Source organism: Lysinibacillus sphaericus (assembly GCF_000600105.1).
GTDB lineage: Bacteria > Bacillota > Bacilli > Bacillales_A > Planococcaceae > Lysinibacillus > Lysinibacillus sphaericus.
Map to the genome: position 1 here is coordinate 2,162,571 of NZ_CP006837.1, position 19,846 is coordinate 2,182,416.

The 19,846-nt window shown below is 38.4% G+C and carries 17 protein-coding genes and 1 riboswitch; of the genes, 16 read left to right on the forward strand and 1 reads right to left on the reverse strand.

Features of this window, described 5'->3' with window-relative positions:
* Positions 1-40 precede the first annotated feature (40 nt).
* From T479_RS10060 to panF, 15 genes are all read left to right on the forward strand, one after another.
* Positions 41-904 carry an NAD(P)-dependent oxidoreductase gene (locus T479_RS10060; RefSeq protein WP_025219455.1) on the forward strand — a complete coding sequence of 288 codons (864 nt, stop codon included), beginning with the start codon at positions 41-43 and terminating at the stop codon, positions 902-904.
* Between the two features lie 784 nt (positions 905-1,688).
* Positions 1,689-2,669 (forward strand): diaminopimelate dehydrogenase, encoded by a 981-nt coding sequence (locus tag T479_RS10065; RefSeq protein WP_024361806.1) that lies wholly within the window; start codon positions 1,689-1,691, stop codon positions 2,667-2,669.
* Positions 2,670-2,896: 227 nt separating this feature from the next.
* Complete coding sequence (locus T479_RS10070) at positions 2,897-6,085, forward strand: AfsR/SARP family transcriptional regulator (RefSeq protein ID WP_025219456.1); 3,189 nt, start codon at positions 2,897-2,899, stop codon at positions 6,083-6,085.
* Positions 6,086-6,157: 72 nt separating this feature from the next.
* Positions 6,158-6,988 carry an alpha/beta fold hydrolase gene (locus tag T479_RS10075; protein WP_025219457.1) on the forward strand — a complete coding sequence of 277 codons (831 nt, stop codon included), beginning with the start codon at positions 6,158-6,160 and terminating at the stop codon, positions 6,986-6,988.
* Positions 6,989-7,179: 191 nt separating this feature from the next.
* Positions 7,180-8,409, forward strand: a complete 1,230-nt coding sequence (locus tag T479_RS10080; protein ID WP_025219458.1) for a substrate-binding domain-containing protein — start codon at positions 7,180-7,182, stop codon at positions 8,407-8,409.
* Positions 8,410-8,521: 112 nt separating this feature from the next.
* Positions 8,522-9,298, forward strand: coding sequence for an ABC transporter ATP-binding protein (locus T479_RS10085; protein WP_025219459.1), 777 nt, complete (start codon positions 8,522-8,524; stop codon positions 9,296-9,298).
* Positions 9,273-9,980 (forward strand): ABC transporter ATP-binding protein, encoded by a 708-nt coding sequence (locus T479_RS10090; RefSeq protein ID WP_024361801.1) that lies wholly within the window; start codon positions 9,273-9,275, stop codon positions 9,978-9,980. The genes T479_RS10085 and T479_RS10090 overlap by 26 nt, the downstream gene beginning before the upstream one ends.
* Positions 9,981-9,995: 15 nt before the next feature.
* Positions 9,996-10,868, forward strand: coding sequence for a branched-chain amino acid ABC transporter permease (locus T479_RS10095; protein WP_025219460.1), 873 nt, complete (start codon positions 9,996-9,998; stop codon positions 10,866-10,868).
* Positions 10,865-11,884, forward strand: a complete 1,020-nt coding sequence (locus T479_RS10100) for a branched-chain amino acid ABC transporter permease (RefSeq protein WP_025219461.1) — start codon at positions 10,865-10,867, stop codon at positions 11,882-11,884. The genes T479_RS10095 and T479_RS10100 overlap by 4 nt, the downstream gene beginning before the upstream one ends.
* Positions 11,881-12,885, forward strand: a complete 1,005-nt coding sequence (locus tag T479_RS10105) for a 3-oxoacyl-ACP synthase (protein WP_024361798.1) — start codon at positions 11,881-11,883, stop codon at positions 12,883-12,885. The genes T479_RS10100 and T479_RS10105 overlap by 4 nt, the downstream gene beginning before the upstream one ends.
* Positions 12,886-12,897: 12 nt before the next feature.
* The gene (gene phaZ, locus T479_RS10110) at positions 12,898-13,809 is read left to right on the forward strand and encodes an intracellular short-chain-length polyhydroxyalkanoate depolymerase (protein WP_025219462.1); all 912 of its coding nucleotides are present in this window, start codon (positions 12,898-12,900) and stop codon (positions 13,807-13,809) included.
* The gene (gene fabG / locus T479_RS10115; RefSeq protein ID WP_025219463.1) at positions 13,793-14,524 is read left to right on the forward strand and encodes a 3-oxoacyl-ACP reductase FabG; all 732 of its coding nucleotides are present in this window, start codon (positions 13,793-13,795) and stop codon (positions 14,522-14,524) included. Before phaZ ends, fabG begins: the two co-directional genes overlap by 17 nt.
* Positions 14,525-14,541: 17 nt before the next feature.
* A complete protein-coding gene (locus T479_RS10120; protein WP_025219464.1) occupies positions 14,542-16,008 on the forward strand; it encodes a class I adenylate-forming enzyme family protein in 1,467 nt (488 codons plus the stop codon).
* Positions 16,009-16,253: 245 nt separating this feature from the next.
* Positions 16,254-16,517 carry a YhdT family protein gene (locus T479_RS10125; RefSeq protein WP_024361794.1) on the forward strand — a complete coding sequence of 88 codons (264 nt, stop codon included), beginning with the start codon at positions 16,254-16,256 and terminating at the stop codon, positions 16,515-16,517.
* Positions 16,517-17,962, forward strand: a complete 1,446-nt coding sequence (gene panF, locus T479_RS10130) for a sodium/pantothenate symporter (RefSeq protein WP_025219465.1) — start codon at positions 16,517-16,519, stop codon at positions 17,960-17,962. Before T479_RS10125 ends, panF begins: the two co-directional genes overlap by 1 nt.
* Before the next feature lie 95 nt (positions 17,963-18,057).
* Here the strand turns inward: panF and T479_RS10135 are convergent, their stop codons facing one another.
* Positions 18,058-18,429, reverse strand: coding sequence for a nucleotide excision repair endonuclease (locus T479_RS10135; protein WP_024361792.1), 372 nt, complete (start codon positions 18,427-18,429; stop codon positions 18,058-18,060).
* A 243-nt stretch (positions 18,430-18,672) separates the two neighbouring features.
* Positions 18,673-18,782: riboswitch (SAM riboswitch) on the forward strand.
* A 100-nt stretch (positions 18,783-18,882) separates the two neighbouring features.
* Between T479_RS10135 and metA the strand changes: the two genes are divergently transcribed.
* Positions 18,883-19,818 carry a homoserine O-acetyltransferase MetA gene (gene metA / locus T479_RS10140; RefSeq protein WP_024361791.1) on the forward strand — a complete coding sequence of 312 codons (936 nt, stop codon included), beginning with the start codon at positions 18,883-18,885 and terminating at the stop codon, positions 19,816-19,818.
* The last annotated feature ends 28 nt before the right edge of the window (positions 19,819-19,846 follow it).

The window sequence follows — 19,846 nt, forward strand, 5'->3', positions numbered from 1 at the left end:
GTATCACAAAAAATGATAATAGGATATGGAGGTACAATAGATGAATAATGTAACAGTAATAGGCTTGGGATCAATGGGGGCAACATTAGCACGGGTATTGCTAAAAAAAGGCTATCAAGTGACTGTGTGGAATCGATCCATAGAAAAGGCAGAATCTCTACTAGAAGATGGGGCAATCCTAGCTACCAGTGTCGCTAGTGCCGTAAGTGCAAGTGAGGTGTCCATTATTTGTTTGTCCGATTATAAAGCTTCCATTAGTATTTTGGATACAAAAGAGGTCAAACGGGCTCTCTCAGGTCGAGTACTTATTGAGTTGAGTACAGGTAGCCCGCAGCAAGCACGTGACAATGAATTATGGGCTCAAGAAAATAATGTAAAATATCTTGATGGAGCAATAGCAGCTTCACCACTTCAAATAGGTAATTTAGAGGCAACAATTTTCACTTCAGGTTCCTTAATAGCCTATAAACAGAGTGAACAAATTTTAAAATGCTTAGCTGGAAATGTTCCTTATCTTGGAGAGCAAGTTAGTGCTGCATCTTCTACAGACTTAGCCTTTCTTTCATACTTATTTGGTTCATATTTAGGATTTTTCCACGCGGCACGAATCCTTGAATCAGATGGACTACGCATAGATGATTTCGGTTCCATGATTGCCCATGTTTCACAAGTTGTTGGGGAGGTTATGAAGAATGAGAGTGAAGTAATTCAAACAGAAACATACGATAACCCTCAGAGTTCTATAAATATGTGCATGACTACAGTTGAACTTTTCATGGCACAAGCTCAAGAAGCTAAAATTAACAATGAATTTCCGATGTTTGCCCAAGGCCTTTTTCAAAGGGCTTTGGATGCCGGCTACGGAAATGAAGAGCTTGCTGCTTTGATTAAAGTAATGAGGTAGAGTATTTAGGTGGGTAAATCTAAAAGTAGAATGATTTATGTGAAACGAAGTAGCCTACTACTATAAAATATGTTAAAGACCACTCCTGATGGTTGGTATTATACCCTTTCAATAGTCAATTACATGTCCTATTTGGAGGGGATTTTTCTATGAGTAGAACAAATAAAGTTTGTTCAACTGAATTTTAAGTAAAAGTAGTACATGCCTGAATGGAGAAGAAAGCTATTGAACACTTGCGAATAGTGGTTTAGGTTGATGCCCCTAGTGCTGATGAAAGTATATTTGATGGTAATGCAAATGAAGTTTTATATTGTACCCCAGAAGCAGAAAATATTATTGGTATAAGATTAAAATCAAAGGTTTGAAATAGTGGACGTTCATCATATTTAAAATCGTTGTTACTCAACTAACGGGGGCTTTAATTAAAGATTCGCATCCAGAAATAATCAATCTTTATTATAAAAGCCAAACTAGATAAATAAAAGAAACCAACTGTTTTAATCAAACTTTGTTTCAAAACAGTTGGCTTCTTTCTGTATAAAATCAGCGTTTGCAACTTAACTTTTAATCGAACTATATTCAAAAGCTACAGTTCTCCTTGTTTTTTAGTAATTTGTAACCGCATTCATGCCATATGTGTATAGAAATCATAGAAAACTTGTATAATTTCTAAAGAAAAACACGTACTCAAACTATTGTGAATTTTTCTAACTCACAGTATTATTGTAAGTAGAATTAACGTGAAAGGTTTCACATTGTTACGTTAACGTGAGGAGGAATTTTAATGAGTGCAATTCGAGTAGGTATTGTCGGTTATGGAAATTTAGGGCGCGGTGTTGAATTCGCTATTTCACAAAATCCAGATATGGAATTAGTAGCGGTATTCACTCGTCGCGATCCTTCAACAGTGAGCGTTGCAAGTAACGCGAGCGTATATTTAGTAGATGATGCTGAAAAATTTCAAGATGACATTGATGTAATGATTTTATGTGGTGGCTCTGCAACAGATTTACCTGAGCAAGGTCCACACTTTGCGCAATGGTTTAATACAATTGATAGTTTTGATACTCATGCGAAAATTCCAGAGTTTTTCGATGCGGTTGACGCTGCTGCTCAAAAATCTGGTAAAGTATCTGTTATCTCTGTAGGTTGGGATCCAGGTCTATTTTCTTTAAATCGTGTTTTAGGCGAGGCAGTATTACCTGTAGGTACAACGTATACATTCTGGGGTGATGGCTTAAGTCAAGGTCACTCGGATGCAGTTCGTCGTATTGAAGGGGTTAAAAATGCTGTACAGTATACATTACCTATCAAAGATGCTGTTGAACGTGTTCGTAATGGTGAGAATCCAGAGCTTACTACACGTGAAAAGCATGCACGTGAATGCTGGGTAGTGCTTGAAGAAGGTGCAGATGCGGCAAAAGTAGAGCAAGAAATTGTAACAATGCCGAACTATTTCGATGAGTATAACACAACTGTAAACTTTATCTCTGAAGATGAGTTTAATGCCAACCATACAGGCATGCCACATGGTGGCTTCGTTATTCGTAGTGGTGAAAGCGGCGCTAATGATAAACAAATTTTAGAATTCTCGTTAAAACTTGAAAGTAATCCAAACTTCACGTCAAGTGTCCTTGTGGCTTATGCACGTGCAGCACACCGCTTAAGTCAAGCGGGTGAAAAAGGTGCAAAAACAGTATTCGATATTCCGTTCGGTCTGTTATCTCCAAAATCAGCTGCACAATTACGTAAGGAACTATTATAAAAATAAAGCCCCAATCCCGATTATCTAGCCATGATAATCGGGATTATTTTATTTCTCTATCTTTTATTTTCTACATAAAATAATAGCTTGTCGCAATATTTATTGGAAATATGTAAAACTACATATAGTATATGGTAAACTGTCAATAATTTAACTATTCAAAAAGAATGGAATGTAGTCTATTCCACAACCCGTCTTACCGTTCTTATGGGGAGGTTAGTGTAAAAATGACAGCAGATATTATTATTCAATCGAAATGTATTCCACCAATTCCATCCAATCATTGTATTCGTCGGGCTGTATTGATGAAAAAACTAAAAAAAGGTCTTGAACACACCTGTACTTTTATTCATAGTGGTGCTGGTTACGGAAAGACCACAATTTTAGCACAGTTTTTACATGCGGAATCGAGCCCGTTTTCTTGGTATAGTGTTTCCGAAGAGGATGATAATATATTACCCTTTCTAAGACATTTACTTTATAGTATTCAACGAGTGATACCGCACTTTGGTGTACAATTTGACAATTGGAATCAGGTATCACGTTTTCCTAAAATTGAAGAATTGAATCGTTGGTATAAGATATTTGTCAATAGTTTATGTGAGATTGAACACTCCTTTTTACTAGTAATTGACGACTATCATTTAGTCGACCATGAATTTCATATAAACTATGTTATGGAAAAAATTATTGAATTTTCGCCACCTCATATTCATTTTATAATCGCCTCTAGAACACTACCGAAATGGGATATCATTCGAAAATTAAAAATGCAGATGAAAGCTCATTTTATAACAGAAATGGATTTAGCATTTTCTGCTGAAGAAATTGCTGTGTTTTTTGAAGACTATGTAGCCACACACTTGTCACAAGATGAAATACTAAAAGTATTGGACATTACAGAAGGCTGGGCAATCTCCATCACATTACTAGCTGAACAATGGAACTATGAAGCGCTAGACTACTGGTTAACAATCCATTCAAACGACTTGTTTACTTACTTATCGGAGGAAGTTTTCTTCAAGATGCCTAAATTTGAGCAAAAGACATTACTTCAATTAGCGATATTTCCTACTTTCTCCGAAGCGTTAATTGCGCAGTTTTATCAGAGTGAAACTGCTGAGACATTCAAACAGTTGTTGCAAAAACATTTATTTATTCAACCAATGGCTGAAAATGGCTTTTACCGTTTTCATGCTTTATTTCGTCGATTTTTAGAATTAAAATGGCAGAAAAATCCGCAACAATTTGTTCAATTGCATGAAAAAGCTGCCTTGTTTTACGTTCAAGAAAACGATGTGCATGCTATTTTACATCATGCATTTAAAACAAATGATTCGAACTTTAGTGGCACACTATTGCAAGATTATGCGGAAAATCTAGTAAAAGCTGGTCAGTTTGAGTGGCTATTAGAGAAAATTCAGCGTTTTTCGGCGGCGGAAAAAGTGAAGTATTATCGTCTCTATTTTTTTGAAGGAGAGTGCCATCGATATCGAGCCTATTATGAAAAGGCTAAATATGCGTACGAAATGACTGAAAAGATGGCTAAAAGCAATCATGATGTGCTCTATATGACAAAGGCACAGGCTGGATTAGCGCACATTTATCTTGATACAATCCAACCTGCATTAGCAGAACCCTATTTAAAGCGTGCCTTACAATTGGCTCCGGAAGCTGCGTTAAGTGAGGAAGCACTTTTAGAATTGCAACGTCAGTATGCAGAGAATCTAGTGAATTTAGGAAAGGCAAAAAAGGCACAACAATTTATAGATGAAGTCAAGTTAAATGAAGCTGTGGTGCATAGGGCAAATGTAGATGTACGGATTTTATTACGCACGGGTCAACTAGTGGAAGCAAAGAATCTTTTGATTGAAAGATTGGAAATGCCTCCGCAATTAGTAGCTACACATAGGGAAAGTGAACTTTTAGCATCCTTTGTTTTCTCCCTATTAGGTCAAGGCAAAGAAGCGTGGTATACCGCTCAGCATGGCATTCGAAGAGGGGTGCGAGAAAAGTCTATTTTTATTGAGGCAGTAGGCTACAATCGAAAAGCGCATGCCTTGCTATTATTAGATTTTCCGAATTATGCTGGAGCTTGTGAAGCCTATGAAAAGGCGATTACGTTAATGAATACCATTAATATTTCGCGTGTAAAGGCGGAACCCTATATGGGACTTGCCATTGCTAAACATGCACAAGGGGATAACGTTGCTGCCAGAAAATATTTAGCTTTAGGTTTGCAGGAAACGGAGCAAGTACAAGATGCTTGGATGACAGCCCTTATTTTACTTGCTGAAGTGAAGGTGATGATTTCATGTCAGGAGTGGCAGGAAGCCAAACAAATATTAGTGAAGGCACATAAGCTATTTCTTGATTGTGGCGATCAATATGGGGAGATGCATGTTTTTTTCTATCAATCTGTTATTGCCTTGCAAGAGAAAAACGCCCATCTATTTTGTCAATGTTTTCAGCACTTTGCTAGTACTTGTATTGCTAATGGCTATCATTATTTTTTTCAAAGGAAATCGATTCTTGGCCCAGCAAATTTAATGATTTTTTATGAGCTTTTGCAGTATAGTGAACACTGTGGGCTAGACAATGCCGAAATTCAAACATTGCGAAATGATTTTCAAATGGAAGGCAATATCGTGTACCCTACAGATGACATACAAGTGAATTTATTTGGTAGTTTAAATTTAATCAGAAATCATAAGAAACTGGGAGATAAAGAATGGCAACGCGAAAAATCGAAGGAGCTCTTTGTGTATTTGTATTGTCATCGCCAACGGTATATGCCTAAAGAGGAAATTGCGCATGCGTTATGGCCAGAACGTTCTGTGGAGACAGTAGATCGCGATTTTAAAGTTGTTTTAAATACTTTGTTAAAAGTGCTAGAACCAAGGCGAAATGCCCGTCAGGATAGCTTTTTTATTCATCGCAAAAACAATATGTATCAGCTACAGCATATTCAGTTTTTGCATATAGATGTCGAACGATTTTATTATTATTATGCATTAGGGATGGAGGAGTTTGACCCTCATTTTTCGGATGAGTGGCTACAACTGGCTGCGCATAGTTATACAGATGTTTTATATGCAGAAAAAAAGCAAATTGATTGGTTGACGCAAGACCGTGATAAATTACAGACTTTATATATTGAAGTACTTGAACGATTAGCCCAAAATGCCACGCGCCAACATCAGTTTAAACAAGCCATTTTTTATGCAGAGAAAATAATTCAAGAAGATATACTTTGGGAAGAAGGGTATCGTCTTTTAATGTATAGTTATTACCAATTGAATAACCGCTCACTGGCATTGAAATGGTATGAAAGATGTGTACAACAATTACAAACAGAGCTCAAAACAACGCCGTTGGAATCAACAATGGCTGTGTATGATTTAATAATGAGCTAGCAAGCATAGGTAAAGCTGTAAATGTTATTTAAATAATTTCGTAATATCTGTCGAATTATTGGAGGAGCTCAAATGCCATTTTGTCAAGTAACGAATGCAACAATCTATTATGAAGAGATAGGTGTAGGACAACCTATTATTATGCTCCACGGATTTACTCCCGATCATCGACTGATGAAGGGATGTATGGAGCCGATTTTTACGCAACGAGAGGGATGGAAACGTATTTATCTTGATTTACCAGGTATGGGTAAATCAAAAGAATATGAACACATCCATAATACAGATGATATGTTAGAAGCAGTAGTAGAATTTATCCAGACAGTTTTGCCGAGTCAATCTTTTGTTATAGCGGGTGAATCTTATGGTGGGTACTTAACAAGAGGTATAATGCAGAAACTTGAGGATCGTATTTTAGGTGTTGCCCTTATTTGTCCGATGATTGTACCCGAAAAACAAGATCGCATTGTGCCAGCACATACGATTGTTGCAACTGATCAACCTTTTTTAGCCACATTGACGAAACAAGAAGTAGACGATTTCAGCACCCATCAAGTGGTCTTAGATGCATATAACTGGCATCGATATACGAATGAAGTATTAGTTGGCTGTCAACTGGCAGATGAGGCTTTTCTTGAAAAAATCCTGCAAAACTATGGGTTTTCCTTTGCTTTAAAGGACATTCCTTTCCAACAACCGAGTCTGTTTTTAGTAGGCAAGCAAGATTCGGTCGTCGGCTATCAAGATGCCCTTGACTTGCTTAAATTTTTCCCAAGAGCAACATTCACCATCTTAGATAGAGCAGGGCATAATCTCCAAATAGAACAATCACATCTTTTTCATGTGCTTGTTAGCGAATGGTTAGATCGAGTAGAAGAAACGAATTGCTCTTTTTTCTTGTAGCGCAAGTACTAGTATAAAAGAGGGGAATGTATAGACATTACTTGAATGAGTTTGGTCATGAGCCAAACTCATTTTTTATTTTCTTTAAATTAATATCCCAAATTTGTAACTGATTTGTAACTGGACTTTTATATAGTAAATGCATGGCGAAGAAAGCGCTTTCTATAGTTCACAATGAAAGGGGTTTTGGGATGAAAAAGTATTGGTTAGTGTTACTGTTAGCCGTTTTGACTTTGTTGATAGCAGCTTGTAATGGGGAAGGAGCAAAAGAAAGCTCCACTGACAGTTCTGCTTCCAAGGAAGCGGAAGGAGAACAAGGCGGCACGATTAAAATCGGAGTACTGGCGTCATTGACAGGTGCTTTAGAATCGTACGGAAAGCAAACACAGCGTGGGTTTGACTTAGGTATCGAATATGCAACAAACGGTAGCATGGAGGTAAACGGTAAAAAAATAGAAATTGTCTATGAAGATACAGAAACGAAACCCGAAGTAGCCGTACAAAAGGCTACCAAACTGCTAGAAGATGATAAAGTCGATTTTTTAGTTGGTTCATCTAGCTCTGGTGATACGCTCGCTGTCCTGCCATTAGCAGAGGAATACGAAAAAATTATGGTCGTTGAACCAGCAGTAGCTGATAGTATTACTGGTGCAGAATTTAATGACTATATATTCCGTACAGGGCGAAACTCCTCACAAGATGCATATGCTGCAGCGGCTGCTATCGCTAACAAGGGCGTTAAAATTGCAACATTTGCTCCTGATTACTCATTCGGCTGGGATGGGGTAAAAGCATTTAAAACAGCGGCGGAAAAACTAGGTGCAGACATTGTTTTAGAAGAATATGCCGATCCAGCAGCAACGGATTTTACATCTAATTTGCAAAAAGTGATTGATGCCAAGCCGGATTATTTATTTGTTGTGTGGGCTGGGGCTAACTCGCCTTGGAATCAAATTGCCGATCTTAAAATTCAAGAGAAAGGCATTAAAATTTCTACAGGCGCGCCAGATATTATTGCCCTAAAGTTTATGAATCCGCTAATAGGAATGGAAGGGTTCTCGGTGTACTATCATACGTTGCCACAAAATGATGTGAATCAATGGTTAGTTGAGGAGCATCAAAAACGCTTTGATGAAGTGCCAGATTTATTTACACCTGGTGGGATGTCTGCCGCGATTTCGATTGTAGAAGCGTTGAAAAAATCGCAAGGGGACGCGGACGGAAAGAAACTAATTGGCATTATGGAAGGAATGTCATTTGAAACGCCAAAAGGCACAATGACTTTCCGAAAAGAAGATCATCAAGCCTTACAGTCGATGTATTCGATTCGTTTAGAACAACAAGAGGGTGTTGACTATCCAGTGCCCGTGCTAATTCGTGAGCTTAGTCCTGAGGAAACGGCACCACCGATTTCGAATTAGACGATCCTTCCTTTACTTGGAGAGACAGAAAAACAATGTCATTCTGTCTCTCTTCATCTCTTCTTTGGAAGAGCAGGTGAAGAGCAATAGAAACATTGGAAAGGAGATTAATATGGAACCTATTTTGCGAACAGAAAATTTAACGATTCGATTTGGTGGTCATATTGCGGTCGATCACGTGAACTTTACGATGCCAGAAAAACATTTGAAATCCATTATAGGTCCGAATGGGGCAGGCAAGACGACATTCTTTAATCTAATTAGTGGAGAGTTAAAACCCACTGCTGGTGATGTGTATTTTAAAGGACAGTCGCTTGCGCAAGCATCTTCGGTTGAAAGAACACGTATGGGGCTAGGCCGTTCATTTCAAATTACTAATGTTTTTCCAAATTTAACAGTGTTAGAAAATGTGCGACTAGCTGTGCAATCTAAAGAAAAAATACGTTATCAAATGTTTCGTCATTTTAAAAGTTATCAAGCAATTACAGAAAAAGCGGAAGAGCTATTGACGCTTGTTTTACTCCATAACAAAAGAGATGCGTTGACAACGATGCTGTCGCATGGGGAAAAACGCAAATTAGAAATTGCGATGTTGCTTGCACTGGATACGGAAATTTTACTGCTAGATGAGCCTACTGCCGGTATGTCATTAGAAGAAGTACCAGCTATTTTAGAAGTAATTCGAACAATTAAACATAAAGGGGATAAAACCATTCTGTTAATTGAACACAAGATGGATATGATTTTGGATTTGTCTGATTCCATTATGGTGTTATTTAATGGTCAGCTTCTTGCCGATGGAACACCAGATGCCATTATGCAAAATGAAACCGTACAAAATGCTTATTTAGGAGGTCTGTATGATGAACACCTTACTGAAATTACATGATGTTCATACGCATATTGGGCAATACCATATTTTGCAGGGTGTGAATTTTGAGGCGATGGCAGGGCAGGTCAGTGTTCTGCTAGGGAGAAACGGCGCGGGGAAAACAACCACATTAAAAACGATTATGGGCTTGACACCCGCTTCACAAGGCGATGTTCAATTTCAAATGCAATCGATAAAAAAAAGCCCAACCCATAAAGTGGCGAAATTAGGTATTGGCTATGTACCCGAAAACCAAGGAATCTTTTCCGATTTAACGGTAGAAGAAAATATGAAAGTGGCGATGCGCAAAGAGAATACGGCTGCTATGGAGCGACAGCAATATGTACTAGAGCTTTTTCCGGATTTAAAGAAATTTTGGAAAAAAGCTGGTGGCCATCTTTCTGGTGGTCAAAAACAAATGCTATCAATGGCAAGAGCATTTATCAATGATAGTCAATTGATTTTGATTGACGAGCCTTCTAAAGGGCTTGCGCCAATTGTTGTGGAGAAAGTGATGGAAGCCATTGTTGAAATGAAGAAGCAAACATCCATTGTCCTTGTGGAGCAAAACTTTATGATGGCCAGTCGAATTGGCGATACGTATACATTAATTGATGATGGTAAAACAGTACATTCAGGAAACATGAAAGAGCTTATTCAAAATGAAGAGTTGAAGCGTAAATATCTTGGCATTGGATAAAGGAGGTGTAGTTTATTGGAGCTAATTGTAAATTTGGTTATTAACGGGCTGGCTACAGGCATGTTAATCTTTTTGCTTGCAGCAGGGCTGACATTAATTTTTGGGCTAATGGATGTTTTGAATTTTGCACATGGTGGATTATTTGTCTGGGGTGCTTATGCAGGGATATTTACGTATATGTACACAGAAAGTTTCTTAATTGGCATTATTGGAGCGCTTGTTGCAGGTGCCATTTTAGGTTTATTAACAGAAAAGTTTATTATTACACCAGTATATGGTAATCATATTCAACAAATATTAATCACTTTAGGGTTAATGCTTGTATTACAAGAAATGATTAAGGTCGTGTTTGGCCCAAATGGTGTGTCCGTGAAAACGCCTAGCTATTTAGCAGGGAGTTGGGAATTTGGCGATGTCATTATAATTAAATATCGATTATTTATTATTGTAGTAGGTTTTGTGATTTTCGGGATTTTCCAATACATGCTGAAGCGAACAAAGATTGGGCTAATTGTACGAGCAGGTGTACAGGATAAAGAAATGGCGCAAGCACTTGGTATTCATATTAAACAAGTATTCTTATATGTCTTTATGGTAGGTGCTGCTTTAGCCGCATTGAGCGGTATGTTAATGGCACCATATTCGGGTGTTATTTATGCCGAGATGGGGATGGAATATGCAATATTAGGCTTTATCGTTGTTGTGATAGGAGGCATGGGAAGTTTTTCAGGCTCGCTGCTCGCTGCAATTTTAGTAGGGCTTGCTGGTAGTTTTATGGCTTATTATGTACCGGTGTTATCACTTGCTGTCAATATGATCCTCATGGCCATCGTGCTAATTTTCCGACCACAAGGCTTATTTACAATCGGGAAGGAGCGATCGACATGATGAAAAAGCTGACGTGGAAGCATCTTAGTTTTATTCTTATGTTAGCCATCCTCGTACTTCTGCCATTCGTCAATGATTCAAGGACATTGATTATCTTATTAACGCAAATTTTTATCTTTGGTATTTTAGCAATGAGCTATGATATTTTGCTTGGTTATACAGGGATAGTATCGTTTGGGCACGCCATGTTCTTTGGAATAGGTGCTTATACAACAGCAGTCATGCTGAAGCAAGTCGATACGACACTTTCTATCTTTTTATTGTCCATTGTTGTAGGGATGTTTTTAGCAGGCATTGTTAGTTTTGTTGTTGGATTACTAACTTTGCGTTTAAAAAGTCACTTTTTTGCGATGCTCACACTCGCTTTTTCTGGATTGTTTTTAGTTGTTGCTGAAAAATGGCGTTCCATTACATATGGCAATGACGGGTTTACATTTAGAGCGCCAGAAATGTTTAAAGATCGTATAACCTTTTATTTCTTTGTACTCGCATGTTTAGTAGTTGTATTTATTACGCTCTATCGCTTCGTACAGTCACCAACCGGGCGTATTTTAATCGCGGTGCGCGAAAATGAGCAAAGAACAAAATCATTAGGATTTCAGACCTTACATTATAAAGTAATCGCATCAATTATAGCTGGGACGGTAGCTAGCTTAGCGGGTTCACTTTATGCGCTGTCATTACGATTTGTTAATACAAGTGTTATGACGATGGACATCACGCTAGATGCATTATTAATGACGATTATTGGAGGCGTCGGTACATTAGTTGGACCATTGCTTGGTGCTGCCGTGATTGAGTATGCACAACATACACTTTCAGGCATGGCGAGAGATTATCCAATTTTTGAACGTTGGATTATTTTCTTTGGCATTCTCTATATTTTAGCCGTCATCTTTTTCCCAAAAGGGATTATAGGCTCCATCCGTTTTATGATTTGGAATTGGAGAAGGAAGCTTAAAGCAAAAAGGAAAACACCACCTGCCCTGTCACATGAAAAGGAGGGGTTTGAATGACTGTAGGTATTGTCAGTACAGGAATCTATATGCCCAAAAGGAAAATGACCGCAACCGAAATTGCAGCGCGTTCGATGATTCCTGAGCACATTATTCGACATAAATTGGGTATACACGAAAAACCAATTCCTGATGAACAAGATCATACGGTGCAAATGGGCATTTGGGCTGCACAAGAGGCTATACAAAAAGCAGGGATTGAACCTAAAACAATTGATGTCGTGATGTATATAGGGGAAGAACATAAGGAATATCCACTTTGGACGGCTTCCATCAAAATGCAAGAAGAGCTTGGTGCCGTCAATGCTTGGGCATTCGATGTGCAGTTACGCTGTGGGACGACGATTATGGCACTAAAGTTAGCGAAAAGCTTAATGGAATCTGATGACAGCATTCACACCGTGTTACTTGCAGGAGGATATCGAAATGTTGATTTTATCGATTATCGCAATCCGAGAACACGCTTTATGTATAATTTGGGCGCTGGCGGGGGTGCTATTGTTTTACAAAAAAATTACAAGCACAACCATTTATTAGAGGCGGATATTATGACAGATGGTTCTTTTTCAGAGGATGTTGTTGTCCCCGTTGGAGGCACTAAAAAGCCTCTGACACCAGAAGATTTAGCGAATAACTTGTACCAATTAGATGTTTTAGATCCAGTCGGTATGAAAGAACGGCTTGAGCAAAAATCTTTAAATAATTTTTTAAAGGTCATTCGTACATCTTTAGCGAAAAGTGGATTAAAAGAAGAACATATTCGCTACATCGCCATGCTTCATATGAAGCGCTCTGCGCACGCATATATCCTATCAGAACTGGGTTTGAAAGAGGAACAATCCATTTATCTTCAAGACTATGGTCATATTGGACAAATTGATCAAATATTATCATTACAGCTTGCGTTAGAGCAAAAGCGTATTGTGGATGGGGACATTGTCACGCTTGTTAGTGCGGGTATCGGCTATGTATGGGGAGCTATAACAATTCGCTGGGGATAGGGAGGAAGCACGATGTTACAAACGGTTCAACTAAAAAATGGGGAAACAATGGCTTATCGTAAGCGGGATGGAGGTAACCAAACGTTATTGTGTATTCATGGTAATATGACCTCCTCCAAACATTGGGATGTGCTGTTGGAATCTCTAGATACAAACTACACGATTTATGCCATTGATTTAAGAGGTTTTGGAGGTTCATCTTATCATCAACCTATTCGCGCTATTCAAGATTTTAGTGATGATGTCAAACTATTTGTGGATGCCATTGACTTAGACCATTTTGACATGATTGGCTGGTCCACAGGCGGAGCAGTATGCATGCAGTTTGTTGCAAATTATCCGGGTTATTGTCAACGGCTGATTTTATTAGCTTCCGCTTCGACAAGGGGGTATCCATTTTATAGTGATTTCGGTACGGGCATTCCAGCCGCATTCAAAAGAGCTGCCACGTATCAAGAAGTACTGATGGATACGTCGAAAACAAAGACGGTACAAGGTTTCTACGATACAAAAAATAGCCAAGGTCTGAAGTCGATTTGGGATACATTCATTTATACCCATCGTCAGCCCGACCCTGAACACTATGATGCCTATGTAGCCGATATGCTCACACAAAGAAATTTAGCCGAAGTTTACCACGCGTTAAATACTTTTAATTTAAGTGCAGTAGATAATGAAGTGGCGAAAGGGACGAATGAAGTACAACAACTAAACATTCCGATTTTAGTGTTAAGAGGAGACCGTGACTTAGTGATTACGGAGCAAATGAATGAGGAAACAATGGGCGATTTAGCAAAGCATGCACAATTTGTTAGTTTAAAAAATTGTGGGCATTCTCCGCTAATCGATGATTTACAACAACTGCTATTTGAAATTGAAACATTTTTACAATTTGGAGGGAAAATCAATGCGCTTAAACAATAAAGTAGCCATTATTACAGGGGCGGCAAACGGGATAGGATTTGCTGCAGCAGAACGATTCATAGAAGAAGGAGCCGTTGTATATCTTGCGGATTTTGATGACAATGCGGGAAAAATGGCAGCCAATCAACTAGGTGAAAAAGCTATATTCGTGCAGGTTAACGTAGCAGATAGAGAGAGTGTGAAAAAGCTTGTGACAACTGTGATCGAGCAAGCTGGTCGCATTGATATTTTAGTAAATAATGCAGGAATAACACGCGATGCCATGTTGTCAAAAATGACAGAAGACCAATTTCAACAAGTACTTGATGTCAACTTGTCAGGGGTTTTCCACTGCACGCAAGAAGTTAGTGTTCATATGATAGCTGCTGGATACGGAAAAATTATTAATACCTCCTCGGTAAGTGGTGTATATGGAAATGTAGGGCAAACAAATTATGCTGCTTCAAAGGCGGCGATTGTAGGTATGACAAAAACATGGGCAAAAGAGTTAGGGCGTAAAGGCATCAATGTAAATGCGGTGGCACCTGGATTTACAGAAACTGAAATGGTCAAAAAGATGCCTGAAACGGTACTGGAAAAAATGCGTGCAATCGTGCCACTTCAACGATTAGGTACACCTAGGGATATTGCTAATGCTTATTTATTTTTAGCATCTGAAGAGGCTTCCTATGTCCACGGTCATACACTCCATGTGGATGGCGCTATTATGATGTGATAAAGGAGGAGTTCAAGATGTTTGCAGAGCAAGCTTGGATTTTAAATCGTGCATCTTTAACACCGAATCGGCCAGCATTAGTGAACTTAGAAACAAATGAACAATGGACTTATCGGCAATTAACACTTGAAATCGCCAAATGGAGCCATTTTTTTGAAGTTCAAGGATTACAATCAGGTAGCCGAGTAGCGGTTTTTTCTCGAAATAATAGTCACTTATTTGCTATATTATTTGCTTGTGGATTACGGGGGCTGATTTATGTTCCTTTAAACTGGCGCTTAAGTGCAGAGGAGTTAAATGAAATTGTTGCAGATGCTACACCTTCTTTACTTTTATATGACCAAGGAATACCATGCCCTTTACAACTTGCAACGATGTACCCTATTCAACAAGTTCTGCCGTCAGCGACTATTGCGAGCTCAATAGAACTGGATTTAAATGAACCTTGGCTAATGATTTATACAGGTGGCACAACTGGCAAAGCAAAGGGGGTAGTGTTGTCTTTCAATTCTGTAAATTGGAATGCAATTAATACAATTATTAGTTGGGGGTTATGTGAAGACGATTGTACGTTAAACTATATGCCCATGTTTCATACGGGTGGGCTTAACGCACTATCCATTCCATTGTTAATGGCGGGTGGGACGGTTGTTATCGGTGATAAGTTTGAAGCGGAAACAGCACTCAAAGCAATTAATTTCTATAAGACAACGATTTCGCTTTTTGTCCCAACGATGTATCAAGCCATGATAACGACAAACTATTTTCACAAAAGTAGTTTTCCCACTGTAAAAGTGTTTTTATCTGGCGGCGCACCGTGCCCACTTCCGATATATGATGCGTTTTTTAAAAAGGGACTTTTTTTTAAAGAAGGTTATGGCTTAACAGAGGCTGGACCGAACAATTTTTATATCTCACGTGAAGAAGCCTATGTCAAAAAGGGGGCAGTGGGTAAAAGTATGCAATTTAATGAGGCGAAAATTATCAATCAAGCGGGTGAAAGCTGCGCTGCCCATGAAGTAGGCGAACTGTTCGTTAGAGGCAAGCATATGTTTCGATTTTATTGGAATAATCAGCAGGAAACCGACAATACGATACGAGATGGCTGGTTAAGGACTGGTGATTTAGCGACAATGGATGAAGAAGGGTATTTTTATATCGTCGGTCGTAGGAAAGACATGATTATTAGTGGTGGGGAGAACGTCTATCCGCAAGAAGTGGAGCAATGCATACTTCGTCATCAGCTCGTAAAAGAAGCGGCAGTCATTGGAGCACCAGATAATTATTGGGGCGAAATTGTCACAGCATTTATTGTCTGCCATCATAAGTCAGATACGTTAGTAGACGAAGTAGAAAACCTGTGTCGAAGCTATTTAGGTCACTATAAAATCCCGAAAAAAATTATTATGATTGATGAATTACCAAAAACGATTGTTGGGAAAATTGATAAAAAAGCGCTTCAATTGCAATTAAAAAGCTCTTGAAGATAGGTAAGGTGTGCGAAATCGCCACGAAAGACGCCGACACCGCCAATAAGATGGGGGAAATCGCCACAAAAATCACAACAATCGTCCGAAAAGGCAGAAAGCGTATTTGGATTGGAGCCTTGTAAGATACCCAGTTGATAGGGATTGTTCGCTAACTTTTGCTTTTTTTATCTACTTTTCTCACAATGCTTCCCATTAGTCCTACATCACAGTAAAATAGAGTAGGTTAGGGGGATTCTATTTTGAAAGATCAACGCTTTAAAATTGCGCATCGTGAGGCGCTTATTGGCATTGGGCTTGTATTTGTCAACTTTGCGATTTGGTATGGCTTTGCCTATGGTCTAGGTTCGGGGGATCCAACAGCGTATTCGTATGTATTGGGTTTCCCAGCGTGGTTTTTCTATAGTTGCATCGCTGGAACAGGTTTTATGATTGTATTAATCTGGCTCGTCTTAAAGCTCTTTTTTAAAGAGGTACCATTTGATGACGGGGAGGTGGATGAATAATGCATTGGCAAGTTATTTTTCCGCTTCTTGTTTTTTTAATTATTATTTTTGGGATTGGCATATGGGCGAATAAGCATGTTCGTTCATCGAATTCATTTTTACAGGAATATTTTCTTGGCGGTCGTGAAATGGGCGGCTTTATCCTAGCAATGACGATGATTGCCACGTATGGTAGTGCAAGCAGCTTTATCGGTGGACCGGGTGTTGCTTATAATAAAGGGCTTGGATGGGTCTTGTTAGCGATGGCTCAACTGCCAGCAGGCTATTTTGTACTGATGATACTAGGCAAGAAATTTGCCATTATTGCTCGCCGCTATCAAGCGATTACATTAATTGATTTTTTACGTGAACGCTACAAAAGCCATGTCATCGTTATATTGTCAGCGATTAGTATTATTGTCTTTTTATTTTCTGCGATGATGGCACAATGGGTCGGGGGCGCGCGCTTAATTGAATCATTAACAGGTCTTAACTATACAGCAGCACTCTTTATTTTTGCTGTTTCAGTATTAATTTATGTGATTATCGGAGGATTCCGTGCTGTAGCGTTAACGGATACGGTTCAAGGTTCCATTATGGTGATTGGTACTGTAATTTTACTGATTGGGACAATCGTTGCCGGTGGTGGCATCGATCAAATTATGACGTCCCTTGTTGCGGAAAATCCAAACCTAGTGTCACCATTTGGTGCTGAAGGGGAACTGACACCATTGTACGTCTCAACATTTTGGATTTTAATCGGCATTGGTGTGGTAGGGCTTCCTCAAATAGCAGTCCGCGCCATGAGCTATAAAGATTCCAAAAGTATGCATTTAGCGATTATTATTGGCACAATTGCTATTGGGACAATTATGTTCGGGATGCACTTGATTGGTGTATTAGCCCGTCCAGTAATTCCTGGCATTGAAATTGGTGATAAGGTGATGCCGTTGCTTACGTTAAAAGTGCTGCCGCCGTTTTTAGCGGGCATTGTGTTAGCAGCTCCAATGGCAGCGACGATGTCTACCGTGAATGCGTTGCTTATGCTAGTTAGTTCAACAGTGGTAAAGGATATTTATTTAAACTATATCAAGCCCACTGCCAATGATCGAGAAATTAAGCGTGCTAGCTTCGTGGTAACAACGGTGATTGGTTTGGCAGTCGTTGTATTTGCGTTAAATCCGCCAGATTTACTTGTTTGGCTCAATTTATTTGCATTTGGTGGCTTAGAGGCTGTCTTTATTTGGTCAGTTGTGCTAGGGTTGTATTGGAAAAAAGCCAATAAATACGGGGCGATTGCGTCCATGATTACGGGCATGACGTTATATATTATGATTGATCGCTTTTATCCGACGATTTTTGGTATGCATACGGTGACCATCCCGATAGTAGCTTCATTGATTATCTTTGTTATTGTCAGTTGGCTAACAGCTCATAAATTTAAAGATGAAAAACTATTTTTCTAATGATGAAAACCTCGAGTGACAACGCTTGGGGTTTTTCTTTTTGCCACTATAGAATAGAAAAACCGTTAGCATCATGTATGCTAACGGCTTGAATCTTAATAAAATACTTTATCTAGATTATATTTTGCGCGGAATGTGTTAATCGCATATGTTTCGTAAATTTCACGTTCCATTGGATCATCAATTTCATACACTTCGATTTTGAAAATTTCATCACGGTATTTTTTCATTGGTGATACATTATCTTCAAAATGCTTTTTAATACGTTGGCGAATTTTACGTGCTTTCCCTACAAATAATAGCTCATTTTTTTCATTATAAAATAAGAAAATGCCACCTTTTTCGCGAGTGATTTTATGGAAATCAATAAAACCGTGGAAAGGCGTAATTTCTACATCCCCTGGTTTTAATACTTGCTCACGTTGACGAATTACTAAGTCTGGTTTTGGGAGTTCAATTTTAATCAAAATATTCACGTTCCTCTCTGTTACTAAAGGTATATGTTAACATAATACCTCTATGATTGCCATTACGATTTATTGGTTCCATTAATTTTCGTGTATGCCTATTAGAATTGGGACTGGCTGTCAAAAATATAACTTGATAGTAGTGTTTAACAATTCATAAGCTTCCATTCGTTTAAATACAAAATATTCTATGTATTATTGAAATTCTTAATTGTTCATGATACAATTCTTTTTAATTGAATAATCTTATCAAGAGAAGCTGAGGGATTTGGCCCTATGACGCTTCAGCAACCTCTAACATTGTTAGAAAGGTGCTAATTCCACCAAAGGATTTTTCCTTTGAGAGATAAGAGTGAACGTGATAATTATCCTTCTCATTCTTGCTCTTATGGAATGAGGGGGATTTTTTAATTTACATAGAGAGAAAAAAATGAAAGAAAAGGGGACAACAATATGCCAATTAATATTCCGAAAAACTTACCAGCTGGAGAACATTTACGTGAGGAAAAAATATTCGTCATGGAAGAAGATCGTGCCAAAACACAACAAATTCGTCCGTTAAATATTTTAATATTTAATTTAATGCCGGAAAAAGAGAAAACAGAATTACAATTACTTCGATTGCTTGGAAATACGCCATTACAAGTCAATATAACATTTTTAAATACGGCAACACACGAGTCTAAAAATGTTAGTAAATCGCATTTACAACTCTTTTATTCAACATTTAACGAGATACGCCATCGTCGCTTTGACGGGATGATTATTACGGGTGCACCAGTGGAAAAAATGGCATTTGAAGAAGTGAATTATTGGGAAGAAATCTCAGAGATAATGGATTGGTCTGCTAAAAATGTCACATCTGTCTTGCATATCTGTTGGGGTGCACAGGCTGCCTTATATCATCACTATGGCATCGGAAAATTTGAATTACCAGAAAAGTGTTCGGGTGTATATTCACATGTGATTACGGATTTAACGGTCGATTTAGTAAGAGGATTTAGTGATTTATTTACAGCACCACATTCGCGGTATACTTCTGTTTCAATCGAAGAAGTACGCAATCATCCGGAATTACGTTTACTATCGTATTCAGAAGATGCAGGCGTTTTTATTGTCCAATCAAAAGATAATAAAAATATTATGATTACTGGGCACTTAGAATACGATGCGACAACACTAGCCGATGAATATAGTCGCGATGTGGCAAAAGGAATCGACATTGCAGTGCCTGTTAACTATTTCCCAAATGATGACCCTGCTAAAGAACCTATTAATACATGGCGAGCACATACCCATTTATTATTCTCCAATTGGCTAAACTACTATGTTTATCAAGAAACGCCGTATGAATGGGATTTTGTTGATGAAATTGAATACCATATCTAATTTGTCGCTTTCCATTTGCTTTTGTGAA